17 protein-coding genes are annotated in these 16,857 nt (G+C 61.1%); 8 read left to right on the top strand and 9 right to left on the bottom strand.

Annotated elements, in window-relative coordinates; genetic code table 11:
• Positions 1-3: 3 nt before the first annotated feature.
• The 5 genes from phnL (at position 4) to AFK24_RS17145 (ending at position 4,372) form a co-directional block, all read left to right on the top strand.
• Positions 4-720 (top strand): phosphonate C-P lyase system protein PhnL, encoded by a 717-nt coding sequence (phnL, locus tag AFK24_RS17125; RefSeq protein WP_065834393.1) that lies wholly within the window; start codon positions 4-6, stop codon positions 718-720.
• A complete protein-coding gene (locus AFK24_RS17130) occupies positions 714-1,859 on the top strand; it encodes an alpha-D-ribose 1-methylphosphonate 5-triphosphate diphosphatase (protein ID WP_065834324.1) in 1,146 nt (381 codons plus the stop codon). The genes phnL and AFK24_RS17130 overlap by 7 nt, the downstream gene beginning before the upstream one ends.
• The gene (phnN, locus tag AFK24_RS17135; RefSeq protein ID WP_065834325.1) at positions 1,859-2,425 is read left to right on the top strand and encodes a phosphonate metabolism protein/1,5-bisphosphokinase (PRPP-forming) PhnN; all 567 of its coding nucleotides are present in this window, start codon (positions 1,859-1,861) and stop codon (positions 2,423-2,425) included. Before AFK24_RS17130 ends, phnN begins: the two co-directional genes overlap by 1 nt.
• Positions 2,416-3,165, top strand: a complete 750-nt coding sequence (gene phnP, locus AFK24_RS17140) for a phosphonate metabolism protein PhnP (RefSeq protein ID WP_065834326.1) — start codon at positions 2,416-2,418, stop codon at positions 3,163-3,165. The genes phnN and phnP overlap by 10 nt, the downstream gene beginning before the upstream one ends.
• Before the next feature lie 385 nt (positions 3,166-3,550).
• Positions 3,551-4,372 carry an alpha/beta fold hydrolase gene (locus AFK24_RS17145; RefSeq protein ID WP_065834327.1) on the top strand — a complete coding sequence of 274 codons (822 nt, stop codon included), beginning with the start codon at positions 3,551-3,553 and terminating at the stop codon, positions 4,370-4,372.
• 210 nt (positions 4,373-4,582) lie between these two features.
• Here AFK24_RS17145 and AFK24_RS17150 read toward each other — a convergent pair whose 3' ends face one another.
• The 3 genes from AFK24_RS17150 to AFK24_RS17160 are packed head-to-tail and all read right to left on the bottom strand — an operon-like array spanning position 4,583 to position 8,829.
• Complete coding sequence (locus tag AFK24_RS17150; protein WP_065834328.1) at positions 4,583-6,073, bottom strand: efflux transporter outer membrane subunit; 1,491 nt, start codon at positions 6,071-6,073, stop codon at positions 4,583-4,585.
• 12 nt (positions 6,074-6,085) lie between these two features.
• Positions 6,086-7,681, bottom strand: a complete 1,596-nt coding sequence (locus AFK24_RS17155) for a DHA2 family efflux MFS transporter permease subunit (RefSeq protein WP_065834329.1) — start codon at positions 7,679-7,681, stop codon at positions 6,086-6,088.
• Complete coding sequence (locus tag AFK24_RS17160; RefSeq protein WP_065834330.1) at positions 7,678-8,829, bottom strand: HlyD family secretion protein; 1,152 nt, start codon at positions 8,827-8,829, stop codon at positions 7,678-7,680. Before AFK24_RS17160 ends, AFK24_RS17155 begins: the two co-directional genes overlap by 4 nt.
• A gap of 230 nt (positions 8,830-9,059) precedes the next feature.
• On the opposite strand from AFK24_RS17160, the gene AFK24_RS17165 reads away from it, so the two are divergent.
• On the top strand, positions 9,060-9,389 hold the full coding sequence (locus AFK24_RS17165) for a thioredoxin family protein (RefSeq protein WP_065834331.1): 330 nt from the start codon (positions 9,060-9,062) through the stop codon (positions 9,387-9,389).
• A 162-nt stretch (positions 9,390-9,551) separates the two neighbouring features.
• Here the strand turns inward: AFK24_RS17165 and AFK24_RS17170 are convergent, their stop codons facing one another.
• The 6 genes from AFK24_RS17170 to AFK24_RS17195 all read right to left on the bottom strand — a co-directional run bounded on the left by AFK24_RS17170 (position 9,552) and on the right by AFK24_RS17195 (position 14,683).
• Positions 9,552-10,217: a response regulator transcription factor gene (locus AFK24_RS17170; protein WP_065834332.1), complete on the bottom strand. Its 666-nt coding sequence runs from the start codon at positions 10,215-10,217 to the stop codon at positions 9,552-9,554.
• A gap of 68 nt (positions 10,218-10,285) precedes the next feature.
• On the bottom strand, positions 10,286-10,834 hold the full coding sequence (locus AFK24_RS17175) for a PQQ-dependent catabolism-associated CXXCW motif protein (protein WP_065834333.1): 549 nt from the start codon (positions 10,832-10,834) through the stop codon (positions 10,286-10,288).
• Between the two features lie 125 nt (positions 10,835-10,959).
• The gene (locus AFK24_RS17180) at positions 10,960-11,751 is read right to left on the bottom strand and encodes an ABC transporter permease (RefSeq protein WP_065834334.1); all 792 of its coding nucleotides are present in this window, start codon (positions 11,749-11,751) and stop codon (positions 10,960-10,962) included.
• Positions 11,748-12,491, bottom strand: coding sequence for an ABC transporter ATP-binding protein (locus AFK24_RS17185; protein ID WP_065834335.1), 744 nt, complete (start codon positions 12,489-12,491; stop codon positions 11,748-11,750). The genes AFK24_RS17180 and AFK24_RS17185 overlap by 4 nt, the downstream gene beginning before the upstream one ends.
• On the bottom strand, positions 12,488-13,462 hold the full coding sequence (locus AFK24_RS17190; RefSeq protein WP_065834336.1) for a YVTN family beta-propeller repeat protein: 975 nt from the start codon (positions 13,460-13,462) through the stop codon (positions 12,488-12,490). The genes AFK24_RS17185 and AFK24_RS17190 overlap by 4 nt, the downstream gene beginning before the upstream one ends.
• Before the next feature lie 36 nt (positions 13,463-13,498).
• The gene (locus AFK24_RS17195) at positions 13,499-14,683 is read right to left on the bottom strand and encodes an ABC transporter substrate-binding protein (RefSeq protein ID WP_065834337.1); all 1,185 of its coding nucleotides are present in this window, start codon (positions 14,681-14,683) and stop codon (positions 13,499-13,501) included.
• A gap of 150 nt (positions 14,684-14,833) precedes the next feature.
• Between AFK24_RS17195 and AFK24_RS17200 the strand changes: the two genes are divergently transcribed.
• Positions 14,834-16,093 (top strand): HAMP domain-containing sensor histidine kinase, encoded by a 1,260-nt coding sequence (locus AFK24_RS17200; protein ID WP_065834338.1) that lies wholly within the window; start codon positions 14,834-14,836, stop codon positions 16,091-16,093.
• On the top strand, positions 16,094-16,735 hold the full coding sequence (locus AFK24_RS17205) for a response regulator transcription factor (protein ID WP_065834339.1): 642 nt from the start codon (positions 16,094-16,096) through the stop codon (positions 16,733-16,735).
• Positions 16,736-16,857: the final 122 nt, after the last annotated feature.

The following is a 16,857-nucleotide window of genomic DNA, read 5'->3' on the forward strand; positions in this document are numbered from 1 at the left end:
CTGATGAATACCCTGATCGAGGTCCGCGACCTCTCGAAGACTTTCACCCTGCATCAACAAAACGGCGTGGTGCTCAACGTGCTGCGCGGCCTGAATTTTTCGGTGCGTGGCGGCGAATGCCTGGTTCTCAACGGGCATTCCGGTGCGGGCAAGAGCACCTTGTTGCGCACGTTGTACGGCAATTATCTTCCGGCAGGCGGCAGCATTCGGGTGCAGCATGAAGGGCAGCCGCTGGAACTGGTGGGTGCCGAACCGCGGCAAGTGCTGGCGGTACGGCGGCAAACCCTGGGTTATGTCAGCCAGTTTCTGCGCGTGATTCCAAGGGTCTGCGCCCTCGACGTGGTGATGGAACCGGCGCTGGCCCGAGGCTGGAACAAAGTCGAGGCCAAGGCCCGTGCCGAACTGCTGCTGACGCGCTTGAACATTCCGCAGCGTTTGTGGCAACTGGCACCGGGAACGTTCTCCGGCGGCGAGCAGCAACGGATCAATATCGCCCGGGGTTTCATGGTGCCCTGGCCAGTGATGCTGCTGGACGAACCGACGGCTTCGCTGGATGACACCAACGGCCAGGTGGTGCTGGAACTGATCAACGAAGCCAAGCAGGCCGGAGCCGCGCTGATCGGTATCTTCCACGACCGTACCGCTCGCGAAGCCGTCGCTGACCGCCATTTGAACATGACCCCACTGGAACTCACCGCCAAGGAGTTGCTGCAATGCTGACTGAACAGATTCTGACCAACGCCCAGGTAGTCGGCGCCGAACAGGTATTTCTTGGCACCGTGGTGTTGCGCAACGGCCTGATTGCCGAGGTCAGCGAAGGGCGCAGCAGGCTGCCCCAGGCGCAAGACCTGCACGGCGACTATTTGCTGCCGGGCCTGGTGGAGCTGCATACCGACAACCTCGAAAAACATCTGTCGCCGCGCCCCGGCGTGGACTGGCCGTCGGCATCGGCGGTGCTCAGTCACGACGCGCAAATCATCTCGTCCGGCATCACCACCGTGTTTGACGCGCTGTCCATTGGCGACGTGAACCCCAAGGGCAAGCGCATGCAGCAACTGCCCGCGATGCTCGAAGCCATTGCTGCAGCCAACGCGGCCGGGCTGACCCGCGCCGAGCACCGTTTGCACTTGCGCTGTGAAGTCTGCCATCCGGATACCTTGAGCGTGTTCCGCGATCTGGTGGAGCAGCCGCTGGTCCAGTTGGTGTCGGTGATGGACCATTCGCCGGGCCAGCGCCAGTTCGCTCTGGAGTCCAAGTACCGCGAGTACTACATGGGTAAGTACCACCTGAGCACGGCGCAGATGGACGAATTCATCGTCGAACAGGTCGCCAACTCCCGGAAATACAGCGACAGCTATCGGCGTGCCATCGTCGAAGATTGCCTGGCGCGGGGCTTGTCGGTGGCCAGTCACGACGACGCCACGTTGGCCCATGTCGAGGAGTCGGCCCGTTACGGGATGACCATCGCCGAGTTTCCCACTACGCTGGAAGCGGCCGAGGGCTGTCGGCGGTTGGGCATGAGTGTGCTGATGGGCGCGCCGAATGTGGTGCGCGGCGGTTCGCACTCGGGCAACGTCGCGGCGGCGGGTCTGGCCAAAGTAGGGCTACTGGATATTCTCTCCAGCGACTACTATCCGGCCAGCCTGTTGCAGGCCGCGTTCGCGCTGGCCGATCAGGTGCCAAATTGCTCGCTGCCTCAGGCGGTGAATATGGTCAGTCGAGCGCCGGCGATTGCGGCGGGGCTGGATGATCGGGGCGAAATTCGTATCGGGTTGCGCGCTGACCTGGTTCATGTCCGGACTCAGGACGCGCTGCCGGTGATTCAACACGTGTGGCGGCAAGGCAAGAGGGTGTATTGATGGTTGGCAGGTTGATCTATCTCATCGGACCGTCCGGTTCGGGCAAGGACAGCCTGCTGGACGCGGCACGCGATGAGCTGGCAAGGCGCGGCTGTCGAATCGTGCGCCGGGTCATCACCCGTTCGGCGGAAGCCGTCGGCGAGGCGGCGCAAGCGGTGAGTGTCGAGCAATTTACGGCGATGCAGGCGCAGGGCGAATTCGCCTTGAGCTGGCAGGCCAACGGCTTGCATTACGGTATTCCCAAAGAGATCGACGAATGGCTGGCGCAAGGCTCCGACGTGCTGATCAACGGTTCGCGGGGCTATCTGCCTCAGGCGCGACAACGTTATCCCAATTTGCTGGTGGTGCTGCTGACCGTCAGCGAACAGGCTTTGCGTCAGCGGTTGCTGGCGCGGGGCAGGGAATCGGTGGCTGAAATCGAAGCGCGGTTGCAGCGCAACGCGGAATTCGCCGGTGCCGTGCAAGCGTCGGCTCCAGGGGTTTTTGTCCTGGATAACTCTGGCGCGCTTGAACACAGCGTCGAACAGTTGATCCAGCGCATCGCCCGCGAGCACGCATGCGCCTGACCTTACTGGGCACCGGTGACGCCCGGCAAGTGCCGGTTTACGGCTGCCAATGCGCGGCCTGTGGACTGGCGCATACCGACCAGCGCTTTCGGCGGCTGCCGTGCAGCGCACTGATCGAATGCGGCGATCAGCGCTGGTTGGTCGACAGCGGTCTGACCGACCTCACCGAGCGATTCCCGCCGCGCAGCCTGAACGGCATTCTGCAAACCCATTACCACGCCGATCACTCGCAGGGTTTGCTGCATCTGCGCTGGGGCCAGGGACTGGTCATTCCGGTGCACGGCCCGGTGGACCCGGAAGGTTTGTCTGATCTGTACAAACATCCGGGCATTCTGGATTTCAGCCAGCCTTTCATTGAGTTTGAAGCCCGTCAGCTCGGTGCCTTGAGCGTGACGGCGTTACCGCTGCTGCATTCCAAACCGACGCTCGGTTACCTGCTGCAAGGGGAAGGACGACGCGTCGCGTACCTCACCGACACCGTCGGCCTGCCCGAAGCGACCTTCGCTTATCTGCAACGTGAATCGCTGGATGCGTTGATCCTCGACTGCTCCATGCCGCCGCAGCCGCAGACCCCACGTAACCACAACGACCTGAACCTGGCCCTGGATATCATCGACCGTCTGCAACCTGCCAAGGCGGTGCTGACCCATGTCGGGCATACGCTGGATGCGTGGTTGATCGAGCATGAAAGCGAGTTGCCGGAGGGTGTCGCTGTGGGGCGGGATGGAATGGCTATCTGACTCACGCCGTAGGAGATCCCTCGTCGTCCAGACGCCGCGCTGTCGCGCAGCAAACACTAGCCCTGTTGGAGCGAGGCTTGCCCGCGAAGAACGATGACTTGGTAGAACTGGGTCTCCGAGGCGTCTGATTCGCGGGCAAGCCTCGCTCCAACGAACATTTCACCTCAATGGTTGTGCGTTGTTTGATGAGAGCGAACTTATTGGCGAGGCGCAGGTTCTGCGAACTCGGTAATACACTCTCGCGAACAATTTCGTTCCTGCGAAAGCGGGCGGCAACCACCCATCAAATACCGCACATATGTTCAATGCCTGCGCCTCATTCGCGTCTAGTCTCTTTCCTCACGTCTTCGCATCTCCCATCGCTTCATCACCTGAGGAATATCCAATGAGCCTGTTGAAAGTCAAAGATGGCACCGAGATTTTTTACAAGGATTGGGGCACCGGCCAGCCCATCGTGTTCTCTCATGGCTGGCCGCTGGATGCCGATGCGTGGGATGCGCAGATGGTTTTCCTGGGTGCACAGGGTTATCGCGTGATTGCTCACGACCGTCGCGGTCATGGCCGTTCGGGTCAGTCGTGGGAAGGCAACGAGATGAACACCTACGCTGACGACCTGGCGGAGCTGTTCGAAGCACTGGATTTGAAAGACGCGATCATGATCGGTCACTCCACCGGCGGTGGTGAAGTGGCGCGTTACCTTGGGCGCCATGGCACTTCACGGGTTGCCAAGGCTGTGCTGATCGGCGCTGTGCCGCCGTTGATGCTCAAGACCGAGGCGAATCCGGAAGGCTTGCCGATTGATGTGTTCGACGGTATTCGCGCTGGCACACTCGGCAACCGCTCGCAGTTCTTCAAGGACCTGGCCGTGCCGTTCTTCGGCTTCAACCGCGACGGTGCAAAAGTGGAGCAGGGCACCATCGACGCGTTCTGGTTCATGGGCATGCTTGGTTCGATCAAAGGCGAGCTGGACTGCATCAAGGCCTTCTCGGAAACCGACTTCACCGAAGACCTGCAGAAAATCGACATTCCGACGCTGATTCTGCATGGCGACGACGACCAGATCGTGCCGATCAAGGCCTCGGCGCTGCGCAGCGCCGAGTTGGTCAAGGGCTCGACCCTGAAAATCATCCCCGGCGCACCCCACGGCCTGTGCACGACCTTGGCCGATGAGGTCAACCAGGTGTTGCTGGCGTTTATCAAAGGGTAAGCATCAAATGGAAATCCGGTAGGAGGGGACTTGTCCCCGAATACGTCAGCTCAGGCGACGCCAAATGTTCGGATTCTCTCGTCGCATGGGCAATTGCATTCGGGGACAAGTCCCCTCCTACAGGTATTCATTTATTTGAGTCACGCCCCCACACAACCAAAAGCCCCGCCAACCAGAACGGTCAGCAGGGTTCCGGCTGAAATACTGAACCTATTCGCGAGCAAGCTCGCTCCCACCGTGTCCACCACGGCGGCTGGCAGTCTGCGGCCAGCCACCGCCCAACGCACGGAATGTGGCCACCGCCGCCCGGGCGTCATTGGCGTGCAGTTGCGCCAATTGATCCCGCGAGGTCAGCAGCAGCCGATCTTCATCCAGCACTTCCACCAAACTGATCGCCCCGCCTTTATAGGCATCCTGTGCGGCGTCGCGGGCGACTTTGTGGGCGGCGACTTCCTGTTCCACTTCTTTGTGCTGGGATTCCAGTTCGGTCAGGGTCACGATGGCGTTTTCCACATCCTCGGTGGCGCGCAGCATCGACTGGCGGTATTGCGCCAGAGCCTCAGCGTTGGCGCCTTTGGCCTGGGCGACTTCAGCGTCTACCCGACCGAAATCGAACAGCCGCCAGTGCAGACCGACAATGGCCTGTGGCTGAAATGCCGAAGCGCCAATCAATGAACCACTGTGCAGACTTTCAAACCCCAGCAATCCGGCCAGCGAGACCTTCGGGTAATACTCGGCAATGGCCGCGCCGATGCGTGCGCTGGATGCAGCCAGGCGGCGTTCGGCCGCCATCACGTCGGGACGCCGGCGCAGCAGGCTGGCAGGCCCGTCGGTGTTGGTGATGGTCGGCACCTTGTAGCTTTGCGAGCGGGTCAGCAACTCGTTGGCGTAGGTGCCGGGTTGCGCGCCCATCAGCACATCGAGCCGGTTGAGCTGCAACGCCAGTTCGGTGCGTAATGGCGGCAAGGTGGCGCGGGCCTGCAAGACCAGCGCCTGAGCCTGGGCCTGTTCGCGATGAGTCGACAAGCCGCTGCCGAAACGATCATTCACCAGCGCCAGCAAGGCCGCTTCGGTCTGTACCTGGTCTTCCGCCAAGGCGATGCGTTGCTGCGCGCCGCGCACCCGAAAGTAGGCGTCGGCAGCCTCGGCAGCCACGGAAATTCGCACGCCGGTGTGATTGGCCTCGGCTGCCTGGGCTTCGGCGCTGGCGGCTTGTTCGCCGCGCTTCAGGCCCCCGGCCAGGTCGACCTCCCAGCTGGCGCCAGCACCGATGGTTTCAATCGTCTGATTGCGTTCGTAGCCGGGAAAGGTGCTGCCGATCTTGCCCAGCGCGCTTTCCTGGGACTGGCGCTGACGCACGGCGCGGGCGTCGAGATTGCCCTCGGGCAAACGTTCGGCTCCCGCTTCACGGGCGGCGGCCTGGGCTTGTTCGACCCGCGCCATGGAGGCCTGCAGATCGAGATTCTGCTTCAGCACACGCTCGATGATCCGGGTCAGTTGCGGGTCGGCGAAACCGTTCCACCAGGTGTCCAGCGACGGCGCGGGCGTCTCGCCAATCCGCTGGTCGAGCAACGTCTGCTGGCTGAACGGGCCACTGACGATGGGCGCGGGCGTCTGGTATTCCGGGTCCACTGCGCAGCCGGCCAACGCCCCCATCAGCAGGCTCAAGGTCAATCTGTGGGTGCTATTCACGGTTTTCATGGTGTGGTTTTCTCAGTGAGCGTCGGCAGAAGGCGCAGCGGGCGGAACGATTTTGCGCATCAACGGCACCATGGCGGTGGCGATGATGAAACAGACCATGATCGCCAGGAACGCATCGGCATAGGTTTGGGTCTGGGCTTCGCGCAGCGTCAGCAGCCACAGTTGATGCAGCGCGGCGGTCATGCCGTCGTTGCCGGACTGGCCAAGGCTGGCCAGATTGCCGCTCACCTGGCTCAGCCATTGGTTCATGGCTTCATTGCTGCTGTTCAGGTGTTCGGCCATGCGCGTGAAATGCAGATTGGTGCGGTCGTTGAGAATCGTTGCGCAGGCGGCGATGCCAATCGCGCCACCGAGGTTACGCATCAGGTTGAACAACCCCGACGCCTGCTTGAGGCGCGCCATGGCCAGCCCGCCCAAGGTAAGCGTCACCGCTGGTGGCACGGCCAATTGTTGGGCAATGCCACGCAAGGCCTGGGGCAACAGCAATTCCTTGCCGCCCCAGTCGTGGGTGATTGGTGAGAAGTCCCACATCGACACGGCGAACAACGCGAGCCCGGCCATGAGAATCCAGCGCAGATCGACCCGATTGGCGAGAAACGCATACAGCGGGATCGACATCACCTGAAACACGCCGGTGGAGAACACCGCAAGGCCGATATCCAGCGCGCTGTAGCCACGCACCCGACCCAGAAACAGCGGTGTCAGGTAAATCGTCGCGAACAGGCCGATGCCGGTCACGAACGAGAAGAAGCAACCCAAGGCGAAATTGCGATCTTTCAAGGCGCGCAAATCGACGATGGGGTTGGCCACGATCAAGGTGCGGCTGACGAATGCCAGCGCCGCGATCCCGGAAATCCACGCCGTCGCGACAATCGTGCTGTCGCTGAACCAGTTCCAGCGCGGTCCTTCCTCCAGCGTGTATTCCAGGCAGCCGAGGAACACCGCCATGAACAGCATGCTCGCGTAATCGGCGCCCTTGAGCAGGGACAGGTCGGGTTTGTCGATACGCACCAGCATCGGCACGGCGACCGCGACAAAAATGCCCGGCAGCAGGTTGATGTAAAACAGCCAGTGCCAGGACGAAACATCAGTGATCCAGCCGCCAATCACCGGGCCCAGCGTCGGCGCCAGGGACGCGATGGCGCCGATGGTCGAAGCGGCGATGACTTTCTGTTTGCCAGTGAAGAACATGAACGCCGACGTAAATACCATCGGGATCATCGAGCCGCCGAGAAAACCTTGCAGGGCACGAAAGGCGATCATGCTCTGGATATTCCAGGCCAGGCCGCACAACAGGCTGGCGAGGGTGAAACCCACCGCCGAAGCGCAGAACAGCCAGCGGGTCGACATCACTCGGGACAACCAGCCGGACAGTGGGATGACGACGATTTCGGCGATCAGATAGCTGGTCTGCACCCAGGCGGTTTCATCTGCGCCGGCCGACAACCCGCCGCCGATATCGCGTAGCGAAGCCGAGACAATCTGAATGTCGAGCAGGGCAATGAACATGCCCACGCACATGGTGGCGAAGGCGAAAACCTTTTGCGCGGTGGGCATCGATGCCGCGTCGAAAGGCTGCGCAGAAGCAGCAGCGCTGACCGTGCTCATGGCGCACGGCTCACATTAGCCGCAGCAACCGGTGCGGATGGAGTCTGAATGCTGACCTTGGCGTTGGTGTCGACTTGCGCGGTAACCGAAAGACCCGGGCGCAGACTGCCCAGCGTGCTGTCGTTCTGATCCAGCAAGACCCGAACTGGCACTCGTTGCACGATCTTGGTGAAGTTGCCGGTGGCGTTTTCCGGTGGTAGTACGCTGAATTGTGCACCGGTCGCCGGGGCCAGGCTGTCCAGATGCCCGTGAAACTCGCGACCCGGCAGCACGTCGGCGTGAATAGTCACCGGTTGGCCGGGCAGCATGTGCGCCAATTGGTCTTCCTTGAAGTTGGCGTCGACCCACAAGCCGCTGGCGGGTACCACGGAAAGCAGCTGGCTTCCAGCCGCTGCGTAGGCGCCGACTCGCGCCCGACGGTTGCCGATAACGCCATCCACCGGCGCACGTAATTCGGTGTAGGCCACGTTGAGCTGCGCCATCTCACGCTCGGCCACGGCTTGCATCAAGGCGGCGCGGGCCTGCTGTTTCTGGCTGGCAATCACATTGAGTTGCCGCTGCGTAGCGAGCAGCGAAGCCTGGGCCTTGGCGCCGTTGGCTTGTGCAGTCTTGAACGTCGCGTCAGCACGCTGGGCGCTTTCTACCGATACGGCGGAGCGGCTTACCAATTCTTTGTAGCGCGCATGATCGTCCCGAGAGCGCACGGTTTCGGCGTTGGCGGCATCGATGCCAGCCTTGGCCTGACCGATCACGGCGTGTTGCAGTTCTTCGGTGGCATCCAGATTGGCCAGCAGCGCCTGCTGAGCGGCAACTGCGCCTTCGGCTTTGTGCAGCGCGGCCTGGTAATCACGGTCGTCGATCTTTACCAGCAAGTCACCGGCGTGGACGAACTGGTTGTCGACGACTTTCAACTCGGTGATATAGCCCGGCACCTTGGGGCCAATCACGGTAACGTCGCCACCGATATACGCATCGTCGGTGGATTCAATGAAGCGACCGACCGTCCACCAGTGCAGGCCAAATACCACCGCGACTACCAATGCGGCAACGATCACCAGCAGCAACAACAGGCGTTTGAGCAAGGGCGACTTGTTGCGCGATGGGACGGCGGTGTTGGCCGTTACATCGGCCTGAAGTGAACTGTTCATCAACGTTACCTGTGGGAGTCCGATGTGCGTCGCGGCCTTGGCCCGCGACGGAATTTTATGGATTACGGTCGTAATATTATGGTCGTAATGTAAGTCCATATTTCCGATCACGCAAGGGTAGAAATGCGCAGATGAGTCTGAACACGAGTAAGGAACCCTCTGCCCATGGCGTCGTTCACATGTCACATTGACCACCGACAGCAGAGCATTCCCACTATCGGAGACATTCCATGAGCAGCCAGCTTTACGCCACCACCGCACCGACGCGCGCCGAGGTAGACGCCTTGCAGGGTCCGACGCTGATCGAGTTCGGCACCGATTGGTGCGGTTACTGCAAAGCGGCGCAGCCGCTGATCAGCACGGTCTTGCGCGATTACCCCAACGTGCGGCATTTGAAAATCGAGGACGGCAGCGGGCGACCGCTAGGGCGTTCGTTTCGTGTCAAGTTATGGCCGACACTGATATTCATGCGCGACGGTCAGGAGTTGAGCCGTCTGGTTCGGCCCACCCAAACCAGTGATATCGAAGAGGCGTGCGAAGGGATGGTGAGGCAGGGCTGAGGAGCAAGCTGACCAAGGCTTCATCCCAAGGAAGCCATTGAACGCTACTCAAGGAGCATACGAAGACGGCCACCGGCTTTGTAAAATCAGTGGCAAGGCGGGCCAGGCGGCTTTAACCAGCATTGGCTTTGCGCCCTTGTGATGCTTTGATGCCCGGAAGGCTCAGCGCCGCAGGTACGCCGCGAAATCAATGTCTCCGGCACTGAGAATGGCTTGCACCCTGTTGTGCACATTAAGCTTGCGCAGGATCGCAGAGACATGGGCCTTGACCGTGGTTTCGGCGATTTCCAGGGTGTAGGCGATCTGTTTGTTCGACTCGCCCTTGGTCATGCGTTCCAGCACCAGCAGTTGCTTGCGGGTCAGGGCTTGCAGCAGTTCCGGTGGGAAGCTTCGGGTTTCGCTGTTATGTCGGCGGGTGGCGGGTTTCTGACTGCGGATGATGTCCGAAGGCAGATAAACGTTGCCGTTGAGGATCTGCTCGATGGCTTGGGTCATTTGCAGCCGTGGCGACGATTTGGTGATGAAACCCACTGCGCCATAGGTGATGGCCTGCAGGACGATCTGTTTGTCCTGCTCGGCAGAAACGATGACCACCGGGATGGTCGGCGCTTCGTTGCGCAGGTTTATCAGGCCATTCAAGCCATGCATGCCGGGCATGTTCAAGTCCAGCAGGATCAGGTCAAGATCGTCATGTTCCTGAGTCAAGGCCAGGGCGCTTTCCAGATCCTCGGTTTCCATGACTTCAGTGCCGGGGAAGCCGTCAGTGATGACGTTATGGATGGCTTCGCGAAACAACGGGTGATCGTCGGCTATTAGAATTTTGTACATGCCATTCACCTTGTTTTTATGGAATATCTTGTTGTTCTGATGGTTGCTTCGGGTTCGTTGCGCTTGCGTCAGGGCAGCGGCACCGGTTGCGCGGGTTTGACGGGCAAACCGGCAGCCTGCCAGGCGTCGAGACCGTCGCGATACCAATACAGATCACTGTAGCCCAGCGCCGCTGCGCGTTTCACCGCATTCCAGCTCAGCCAGCAATCGGCGCGGCAGTAAAACACCATCGGCAAATCCCGGTGACCTGCGCTGGCCAGTTGCAGATGGTCGGCGAAATAAGCCTGCCATTGCGCCGTCAGTTCGCCGTCGCCGGTGTTGGCCAGCCACAGACTGCCTGGCAGATTCGCATGAGGTTCGTCTTCGATGAAGCGACCTTGCAGCCATTGTCGGCGATACACATCGATCAGCACTGGTTTGGCCGGTTGTTCCAGAAGCGCCTGAAGTTGCACGGTGTCAATGATCCTCGCGCCCTCGACCTGAACGGGCGTCGGGCTGCGATACAACGCAATGCGAAAGCCATCGGCGGAAAACAGCGGGGTTTCAGCCAGGGCGAGGGCGGGCATGGTCGTGGCAAGCACCATCATTAGCAGGGTTGAGCGCAAAGCACGCAGCATGGCGGCTATTCCTTTCTTGTTATGACCTGCATTACAAGGCACAACCGCCGCTTTGGGAATGCGACGATAGAAAGCAAAACCGGTACTAAAGTAGTAGAAACGCTGCGCTGAGCGACCTGCGGATTTTACCCTGGCTTGCGGACGGCGGCGTGCTGGGGATTGAAAGTGATGATGGCGAGCACCGTGAAAATGATCGTCAAGCCCAGGCAAACTGCCGCTGCCAGTGGGTTGAAACGCTCATAAAGCGCGAAGCGCACCAGCTCCACCGCATGGCTGAACGGGTTGATCGCGCACAGCCAATACAGCCATTGGCTGGCCTCCTGCATCTTCCACAGTGGATAAAGCGCCGACGACAGGAAAAACATCGGGAAGATCACGAAATTCATCACCCCGGCGAAGTTTTCCAGTTGGCGGATCGCATTCGACAGCAACAGACCCAACGCGCTGAGCATCAACGCCACCAACAACAAGGCTGGTAGCGCCGCCAGCAAACCCCATGCGGGGGGTTGCACGCCGTAAACCCAGGCAATCGCCAGAAAGGCATACACCTGCAGCAGCGAAATCAATGACGTGGCCAGTAGCTTGCTCACCAGCAAAAACGTGCGTGGCAGCGGGCTGGTGAGTAATACGCGCATGCTGCCCATTTCCCGGTCGTAGACCATGGACAACGAGCCTTGCATGCCGTTGAACAGCAGAATCATGCAGGCCAGGCCCGGAATGATGTACACCTCGTAAGGGATGTAAGTGTCGTAGGGCTCGATGATGGCGATGCCCAATGCCGCGCGAAAACCTGCCGCGAACACCAATAGCCAGAGCAATGGCCGCACCAGGGCGCTGAGGAATCGCGTGCGTTGCAGAATGAAACGCAGCCATTCACGCAGGACGATTCCGCTGAAACATTGCCAATAAGCATTCATCGTCCGGTGGCTCCAGTACTGGAAGTGACAGTCAGTTGTGCGAACGCGGTGCCCAGTTCACCACCATGTTCGGCGCTGACGGCTCCGGCGTTGCCCGAGGCCACCAGGCGTCCTTGATGCAGAATCAGCAAGTCATCGTCGGGCTGCACTTCGTCCAGTAAATGCGTGGTCCAAAGCACGCTGATGCCTTGTTCGCGGCACAGGCTGCGCACGTGCTGGTTGAGCGCCAGACGGCTGGCCGGATCAAGGCCGACGCTGGCTTCGTCGAGCAGCAACAGGCGTGGCTCATGCAGCAAGGCGCGAGCGATTTCCACCCGGCGCCGATGCCCGCCATTGAGCGCGCGGACCCGTTCGGCCTTGCGCTCGGTCAATCCCTGGCGGGCCAATTCCTCAGCGACGCGAACGATAGCGTGGCGGCGCGGCATACCGTGCAGCGCGGCGTGATAACGCAGGTTTTGCTCGACGCTCAAATCCAGGTCCAGCGTACTTTGTTGAAACACCACGCCCAATTGCCGCAACGCCGGACGTGGCGTCTGGCGCAGGGAACAGCCGCCCACGCGAATTTCGCCGCGTTGCAGGTCATACAGCCGGGTCAGCAGGGCGATCAGGGTTGATTTACCCGCGCCATTGGGGCCGAGCAACGCACCAAAGCGGCCCGGAGCGAGGCTGAAACTGATCTGGCGCAAGGCTTCCCGAGGACCGTAGGCGAAGCTCAGGTCGTCGACTTCCAGTGCGCTCATGGGGTCACGACCACGCCCCAAGGGTAACGGCCGACCTTGATCGACTTGGTTACCTTGAGACTGGCGACGTCGATCACCGACACATCGCCACTCACGCCGTTAGTGGTCAGCAACTGGCTTTGATCCGGGGTAAACGCCATCTGCCAGACCCGCCGACCGACGAGCAGGTAATCGACGATTTCCAGGGTCTTGGCGTCGATCACCGCCACATGGTTGGCCGGGCCAAGGGCCACGAAGGCGTATTTGCCGTTGGCGGCGATCTTGATGCCCACCGGCTGCACCTTGTCCGGGTGAACACCTTTGATCTTGAAGTTCAGGGTCTTGATGATCTTGCGGGTGGCGACGTCGATCACACTCACCGTGCCGCCGATTTCCGCCGATGCCCAGAGTTGCGAACCGTCCTGATTGAACTCGACGAAGCGTGGCCGTTGATCCACCAGGGTGTTGTCGGCCAGGGTCTGAGTGCTGGTGTCGATCCAGTGCAGCATGTTGGTGGTTTCGCTGGTATTGACCGCCCACTTGCCGTCGGGGCTGACCGCCATGCCTTCGGGTTCGACGCCGACATCGATCTGCGCCAGGACCTTGGAGTTCTCCGTATCGATCACCGTCACCAGCGAGTCGTCTTCGTTGGAAACATACAGCCAGCGGTTGTTGGGGTGCAGGGCGAACTGTTCCGGGTCTTTGCCGGAAGGCAGCTCCTTGATGATTTTGTGGGTGGCCACGTCCATCACTTGCACCCGGTCCGAGTCGCTGGCGCAGATGTACAGCAGCTTGTTGTCATGGGACAGCAGCAAACCCCGTGGACGCATGCCGACGGCAATGGTTTGCGTGACTTTCAGGCTGTCCATGTCGATCAGGCTCAGGCTGTTGTCCTTTTCGTTGGACACCCAGGCGGTGGCCGCCAGGCTTTGCCCCGCGAGGGTTGAAAGGGCGGCGGCCATCAAGGCAGTGGCGATCAGGGTGCGGCGCATGGCGTGTTCCTTATTGTTGGAATTGTCGGCAAAACGTCAGTTGAAGGTGCAGCTCACTTCGGGCTTGTCATAGCCCAGGCTGTCGAGTTCGGTGACCGGGTGCAGAAAGCCGTCCTGGGGCGAAGTGCTGACCAGGGCGCGGGGCTGGACGATGGGAATTGGCTGGCGCAACTGGCCATTCCAGGCGCGATAGCTGAGTTTGCGGCCCTTGAAACCGTCCAGCGGCAACTGGTCGCTCAATTCCAGGCGGCGGATTTCCAGTGGATCGGTGCCGCGCAGTTTGCTGACCGCGCTGGCGATGCTGCGCACGGCCATCCAGGCGGCAAAGTCCCGGTCATTCATCCAGCGTCCGGCCAGGGCTTCGAAGCGTTTCTGCAATTGCGCCGCGCCATAGGTTTCCACGGTCTTGTGCCAACCCGTCGAGGTCAGGCCTTGGGTGCCGGCGACTGGGCGCGGAAACCAGGTCTGGTAGGGCACGTATTCGCCAAAGTCGCCACGTTCGTCCGCCACCAGCACCACGTCGTATTCGGCGGTCTGGGTGAACAGCGGCATGTCGGCCTGGGCGCTGCGGCGCTGGTCGTTGTCAAAACTCCAGTTTTTTTCGGCGACGATGGTGTGCCCGAAGCGCTTGGCGGCGCGGCGCACGGCCGCCGCATACGCCTGGTCGTCCGGCGTCTGGCCGACAATTAGCAGCCAGCGATTCCAGCGCCGAACTGCGAGAAATTGCGCCAGCGCATCGGTCAACATCGCCCGGCTGGGCAAGGTGTGCAGCACGTTGCTCAAACATGCGCTGCTGCGCAGGCTGTCGTCGGCGCTGCCGGCATTGAACAGCAGACTGTCCGGCAACGCAGCGCTGAGCTGGCGCAGGGTTTCTACCGGCGCGTTGACGACAAACAGCCGCAAACCTTGCTCGTGCAGCGTGCGAGCTTTTTCCAGCAATGCCTGCGCACTGTCGGCGCTGGCGGTTTCCAGGCTGTAGCTGTGCTTGAGGAAACGCCCGGTGCTGTTGCTGTCGATGATCGCCAGTTCGGCGCCGCGCAATCCGGCATCCACCGGTTCAGGAATGACATTCGATAACAGCGGGCCGGGGTCGGGCACGAAGGCCAGATAACCGATGCGCACTTGCAGGGTTTCATCGGCGGCCGAGCTTGGGCTTGTCCACAAGACCGCCGCCGCAAGGGCAAGCAGGCAGTGCAGGGCGGGTCTGGAAAGCTGGCGCATGAGGCACTCCGTTACGGGTAGCGCCAGCATAGGAACGCCGCGAGGGCGGGGAAATATGCAGAAAGTACCAGTCTGCCAGTACCAAGGTAGTAGCCGGACTGCTGTTGCCGGGATTTAGCATGCGGATATCAATAATAAGAAGGCAAGGTCATGTCCGCACTCTGGCGCATCAACCTTTGGGTGATCGGTTTCTTCTCGCTGGTCACGGCGGCCTGCTTGTGGCTGCTGTTGCATCAGGCCGTGGCCGATGTCGACCGCGAGCTGATCGCCGCCCAGGCCGTGGTGCAATACCTGAGTGACACCGCCGAACAGCAGCCCGCCGCACTCCAGCCGCGCCTGAGTGAGCACCTGCGCCATGTGCGCGTCATCTGGCTCGCCGCCGATGAGCCGCCACACGTGATTACGCAAAGCGGCGCGGATGCCTTGATTGCTCGCTGGCTGTTCCCCGCCGAGACCCACGCAGTGCGGGTTCTCAACCTCAGTGATGGCCGGCGGGTGCAGCTTGGCGTCGACCCCAGTGATGAAATCGATGAAGTCTGGGATTCATTGCAGCAATTGCTGTTGCTGTGTGGCCTGGCGCTGGTGGTGAGTCTGTCGACGATTCGCTGGGCCGTATGTCGCGGCATGCATGTGCTCGATAACTTGCTTAAAGCCTTGCAGCAGGTTTCTCGGGGGGAACTGCACGTGCGCCTGCCCCTGCACGGCAATACCGAGGCGCAACAATTGGCCGGGCATTTCAACCGCATGACCGCCACCCTGGAACATACCGAAGCGGACAACAGACGCCTGACCCAGGCGCTGCTCGCGGTGCAGGATCAAGAGCGCACGCGACTCGCCCAGACCCTGCATGATGACCTTGGCCAATACCTTGCCGGGATTCGCGCCCAGGCCTGTCTGCTGCGCATGGTGGCCGATCAGTCAGATGTGGTGCGCAGTACCGCTCTGGGGCTGGAGGCCAATTGCGAGCAATTGCAGCTTGGCTTTCGGGCGTTGATCCGGGATTTGTACCCTGTGGTGCTGCAGCACCTGCCACTGCCCGAGGCCATGACCTTGCTGGCCGAGCACTGGCGTAGCGCTCACGGAATTGAATGCGTACTGCTCGTCGACCCGCAACTCCCCGAGTTGACCCCCGCTGCGAGAACGCATCTGTACCGGCTGCTGCAAGAAGCGCTGACCAATGTGGTGCGGCATGCCAACGCCAGTCAGGTGCGGGTCAGCCTGCGACGGCTCAGCGCTCGACTGGTCATGGAAATTCGCGACAACGGCTGCGGCGCGATGCCACCGCAGCGGCCCGGCGTGGGCCTGTATTCAATGCGCGAGCGCGCCCGCTGCCTGCGCGGTGAACTGCATATCGAGACACAACCGGGTGCCGGCTGGACGCTGGCGCTGAACATTCCCCTGGAGGCTTGAATGCATATTCTGATTGTCGACGACCACGCCGTGGTGCGGCAGGGCTACGCCAGTCTGCTGCGGGCGATGTTGCCGCTGGTGCAGGTGCGCGAAGCGGCGACCGGTGAAGAAGCTCTGGTGAGTGTGCAGGAAGAAATTCCGCAACTGGTGATCATGGATTTCGGCCTGCCGGGCATCAGCGGTCTGGAAACTACCCGGCGCTTGCGACAACGCCTGCCGCAACTGCGGGTGTTATTTTTCAGCATGCATGACGAACTGCCGCTGGTGCGCCAGGCACTGGACGCCGGGGCTTCGGGTTATCTGACTAAAAGCTCGGCCCCCGACGTGCTGATCGAGGCGGTGCGCCGAATCCTTGCCGGGCACGCTTACATCGAGCAACCGCTGGCCACGCAACTGGCCTGCAATCCTCAGCAGCAGGATTGCGCCGATCCGCGTCTGCAAAGCATGACCCAGCGTGAGCTGGAGATTTTCCTGATGCTCGCCAAAGGCACGCCCTCGCGGGTGATTGCCGAACGCCTGTGCATCAGCGCCAAGACCGTTTCCAATTACCTGACATTGCTCAAGAACAAGTTGCAGGTCAGTTCCCATGCGGAACTGGTGCACCTGGCAATTGATACCGGGGTGATGCGGGTAGTTATGTGAGGGATGTGTCTGGGCCGAGGCTGTCTTCGTAGGAGCGACTTTAGTCGCGAGGGCGTCAATTGCCCTCCCGGCTAAAGCCGGTCCTACAGCACGCCTCGCTCCTACGGCCGATTCGCGAGCAA

This window comes from Pseudomonas syringae (genome assembly GCF_001698815.1).
Taxonomy (GTDB): Bacteria; Pseudomonadota; Gammaproteobacteria; order Pseudomonadales; family Pseudomonadaceae; genus Aquipseudomonas; species Aquipseudomonas syringae_A.

What these genes read in the sequence shown, in the direction of transcription:
- AFK24_RS17145 (WP_065834327.1), top strand. Translation starts at nt 3,551, where the DNA reads ATGAGCCTGTTGAAAGTCAAAGATGGCACCGAGATTTTTTACAAGGAT.
- phnL (WP_065834393.1), top strand. Translation starts at nt 4, where the DNA reads ATGAATACCCTGATCGAGGTCCGCGACCTCTCGAAGACTTTCACCCTG.
- phnP (WP_065834326.1), top strand. Translation starts at nt 2,416, where the DNA reads ATGCGCCTGACCTTACTGGGCACCGGTGACGCCCGGCAAGTGCCGGTT.
- AFK24_RS17155 (WP_065834329.1), bottom strand. Translation starts at nt 7,681, where the DNA reads ATGAGCACGGTCAGCGCTGCTGCTTCTGCGCAGCCTTTCGACGCGGCA.
- AFK24_RS17150 (WP_065834328.1), bottom strand. Translation starts at nt 6,073, where the DNA reads ATGAAAACCGTGAATAGCACCCACAGATTGACCTTGAGCCTGCTGATG.
- AFK24_RS17180 (WP_065834334.1), bottom strand. Translation starts at nt 11,751, where the DNA reads ATGAATGCTTATTGGCAATGTTTCAGCGGAATCGTCCTGCGTGAATGG.
- AFK24_RS17170 (WP_065834332.1), bottom strand. Translation starts at nt 10,217, where the DNA reads ATGTACAAAATTCTAATAGCCGACGATCACCCGTTGTTTCGCGAAGCC.
- AFK24_RS17160 (WP_065834330.1), bottom strand. Translation starts at nt 8,829, where the DNA reads ATGAACAGTTCACTTCAGGCCGATGTAACGGCCAACACCGCCGTCCCA.
- AFK24_RS17185 (WP_065834335.1), bottom strand. Translation starts at nt 12,491, where the DNA reads ATGAGCGCACTGGAAGTCGACGACCTGAGCTTCGCCTACGGTCCTCGG.
- AFK24_RS17130 (WP_065834324.1), top strand. Translation starts at nt 714, where the DNA reads ATGCTGACTGAACAGATTCTGACCAACGCCCAGGTAGTCGGCGCCGAA.
- AFK24_RS17200 (WP_065834338.1), top strand. Translation starts at nt 14,834, where the DNA reads ATGTCCGCACTCTGGCGCATCAACCTTTGGGTGATCGGTTTCTTCTCG.
- AFK24_RS17195 (WP_065834337.1), bottom strand. Translation starts at nt 14,683, where the DNA reads ATGCGCCAGCTTTCCAGACCCGCCCTGCACTGCCTGCTTGCCCTTGCG.
- AFK24_RS17175 (WP_065834333.1), bottom strand. Translation starts at nt 10,834, where the DNA reads ATGCTGCGTGCTTTGCGCTCAACCCTGCTAATGATGGTGCTTGCCACG.
- AFK24_RS17165 (WP_065834331.1), top strand. Translation starts at nt 9,060, where the DNA reads ATGAGCAGCCAGCTTTACGCCACCACCGCACCGACGCGCGCCGAGGTA.
- phnN (WP_065834325.1), top strand. Translation starts at nt 1,859, where the DNA reads ATGGTTGGCAGGTTGATCTATCTCATCGGACCGTCCGGTTCGGGCAAG.
- AFK24_RS17190 (WP_065834336.1), bottom strand. Translation starts at nt 13,462, where the DNA reads ATGCGCCGCACCCTGATCGCCACTGCCTTGATGGCCGCCGCCCTTTCA.
- AFK24_RS17205 (WP_065834339.1), top strand. Translation starts at nt 16,094, where the DNA reads ATGCATATTCTGATTGTCGACGACCACGCCGTGGTGCGGCAGGGCTAC.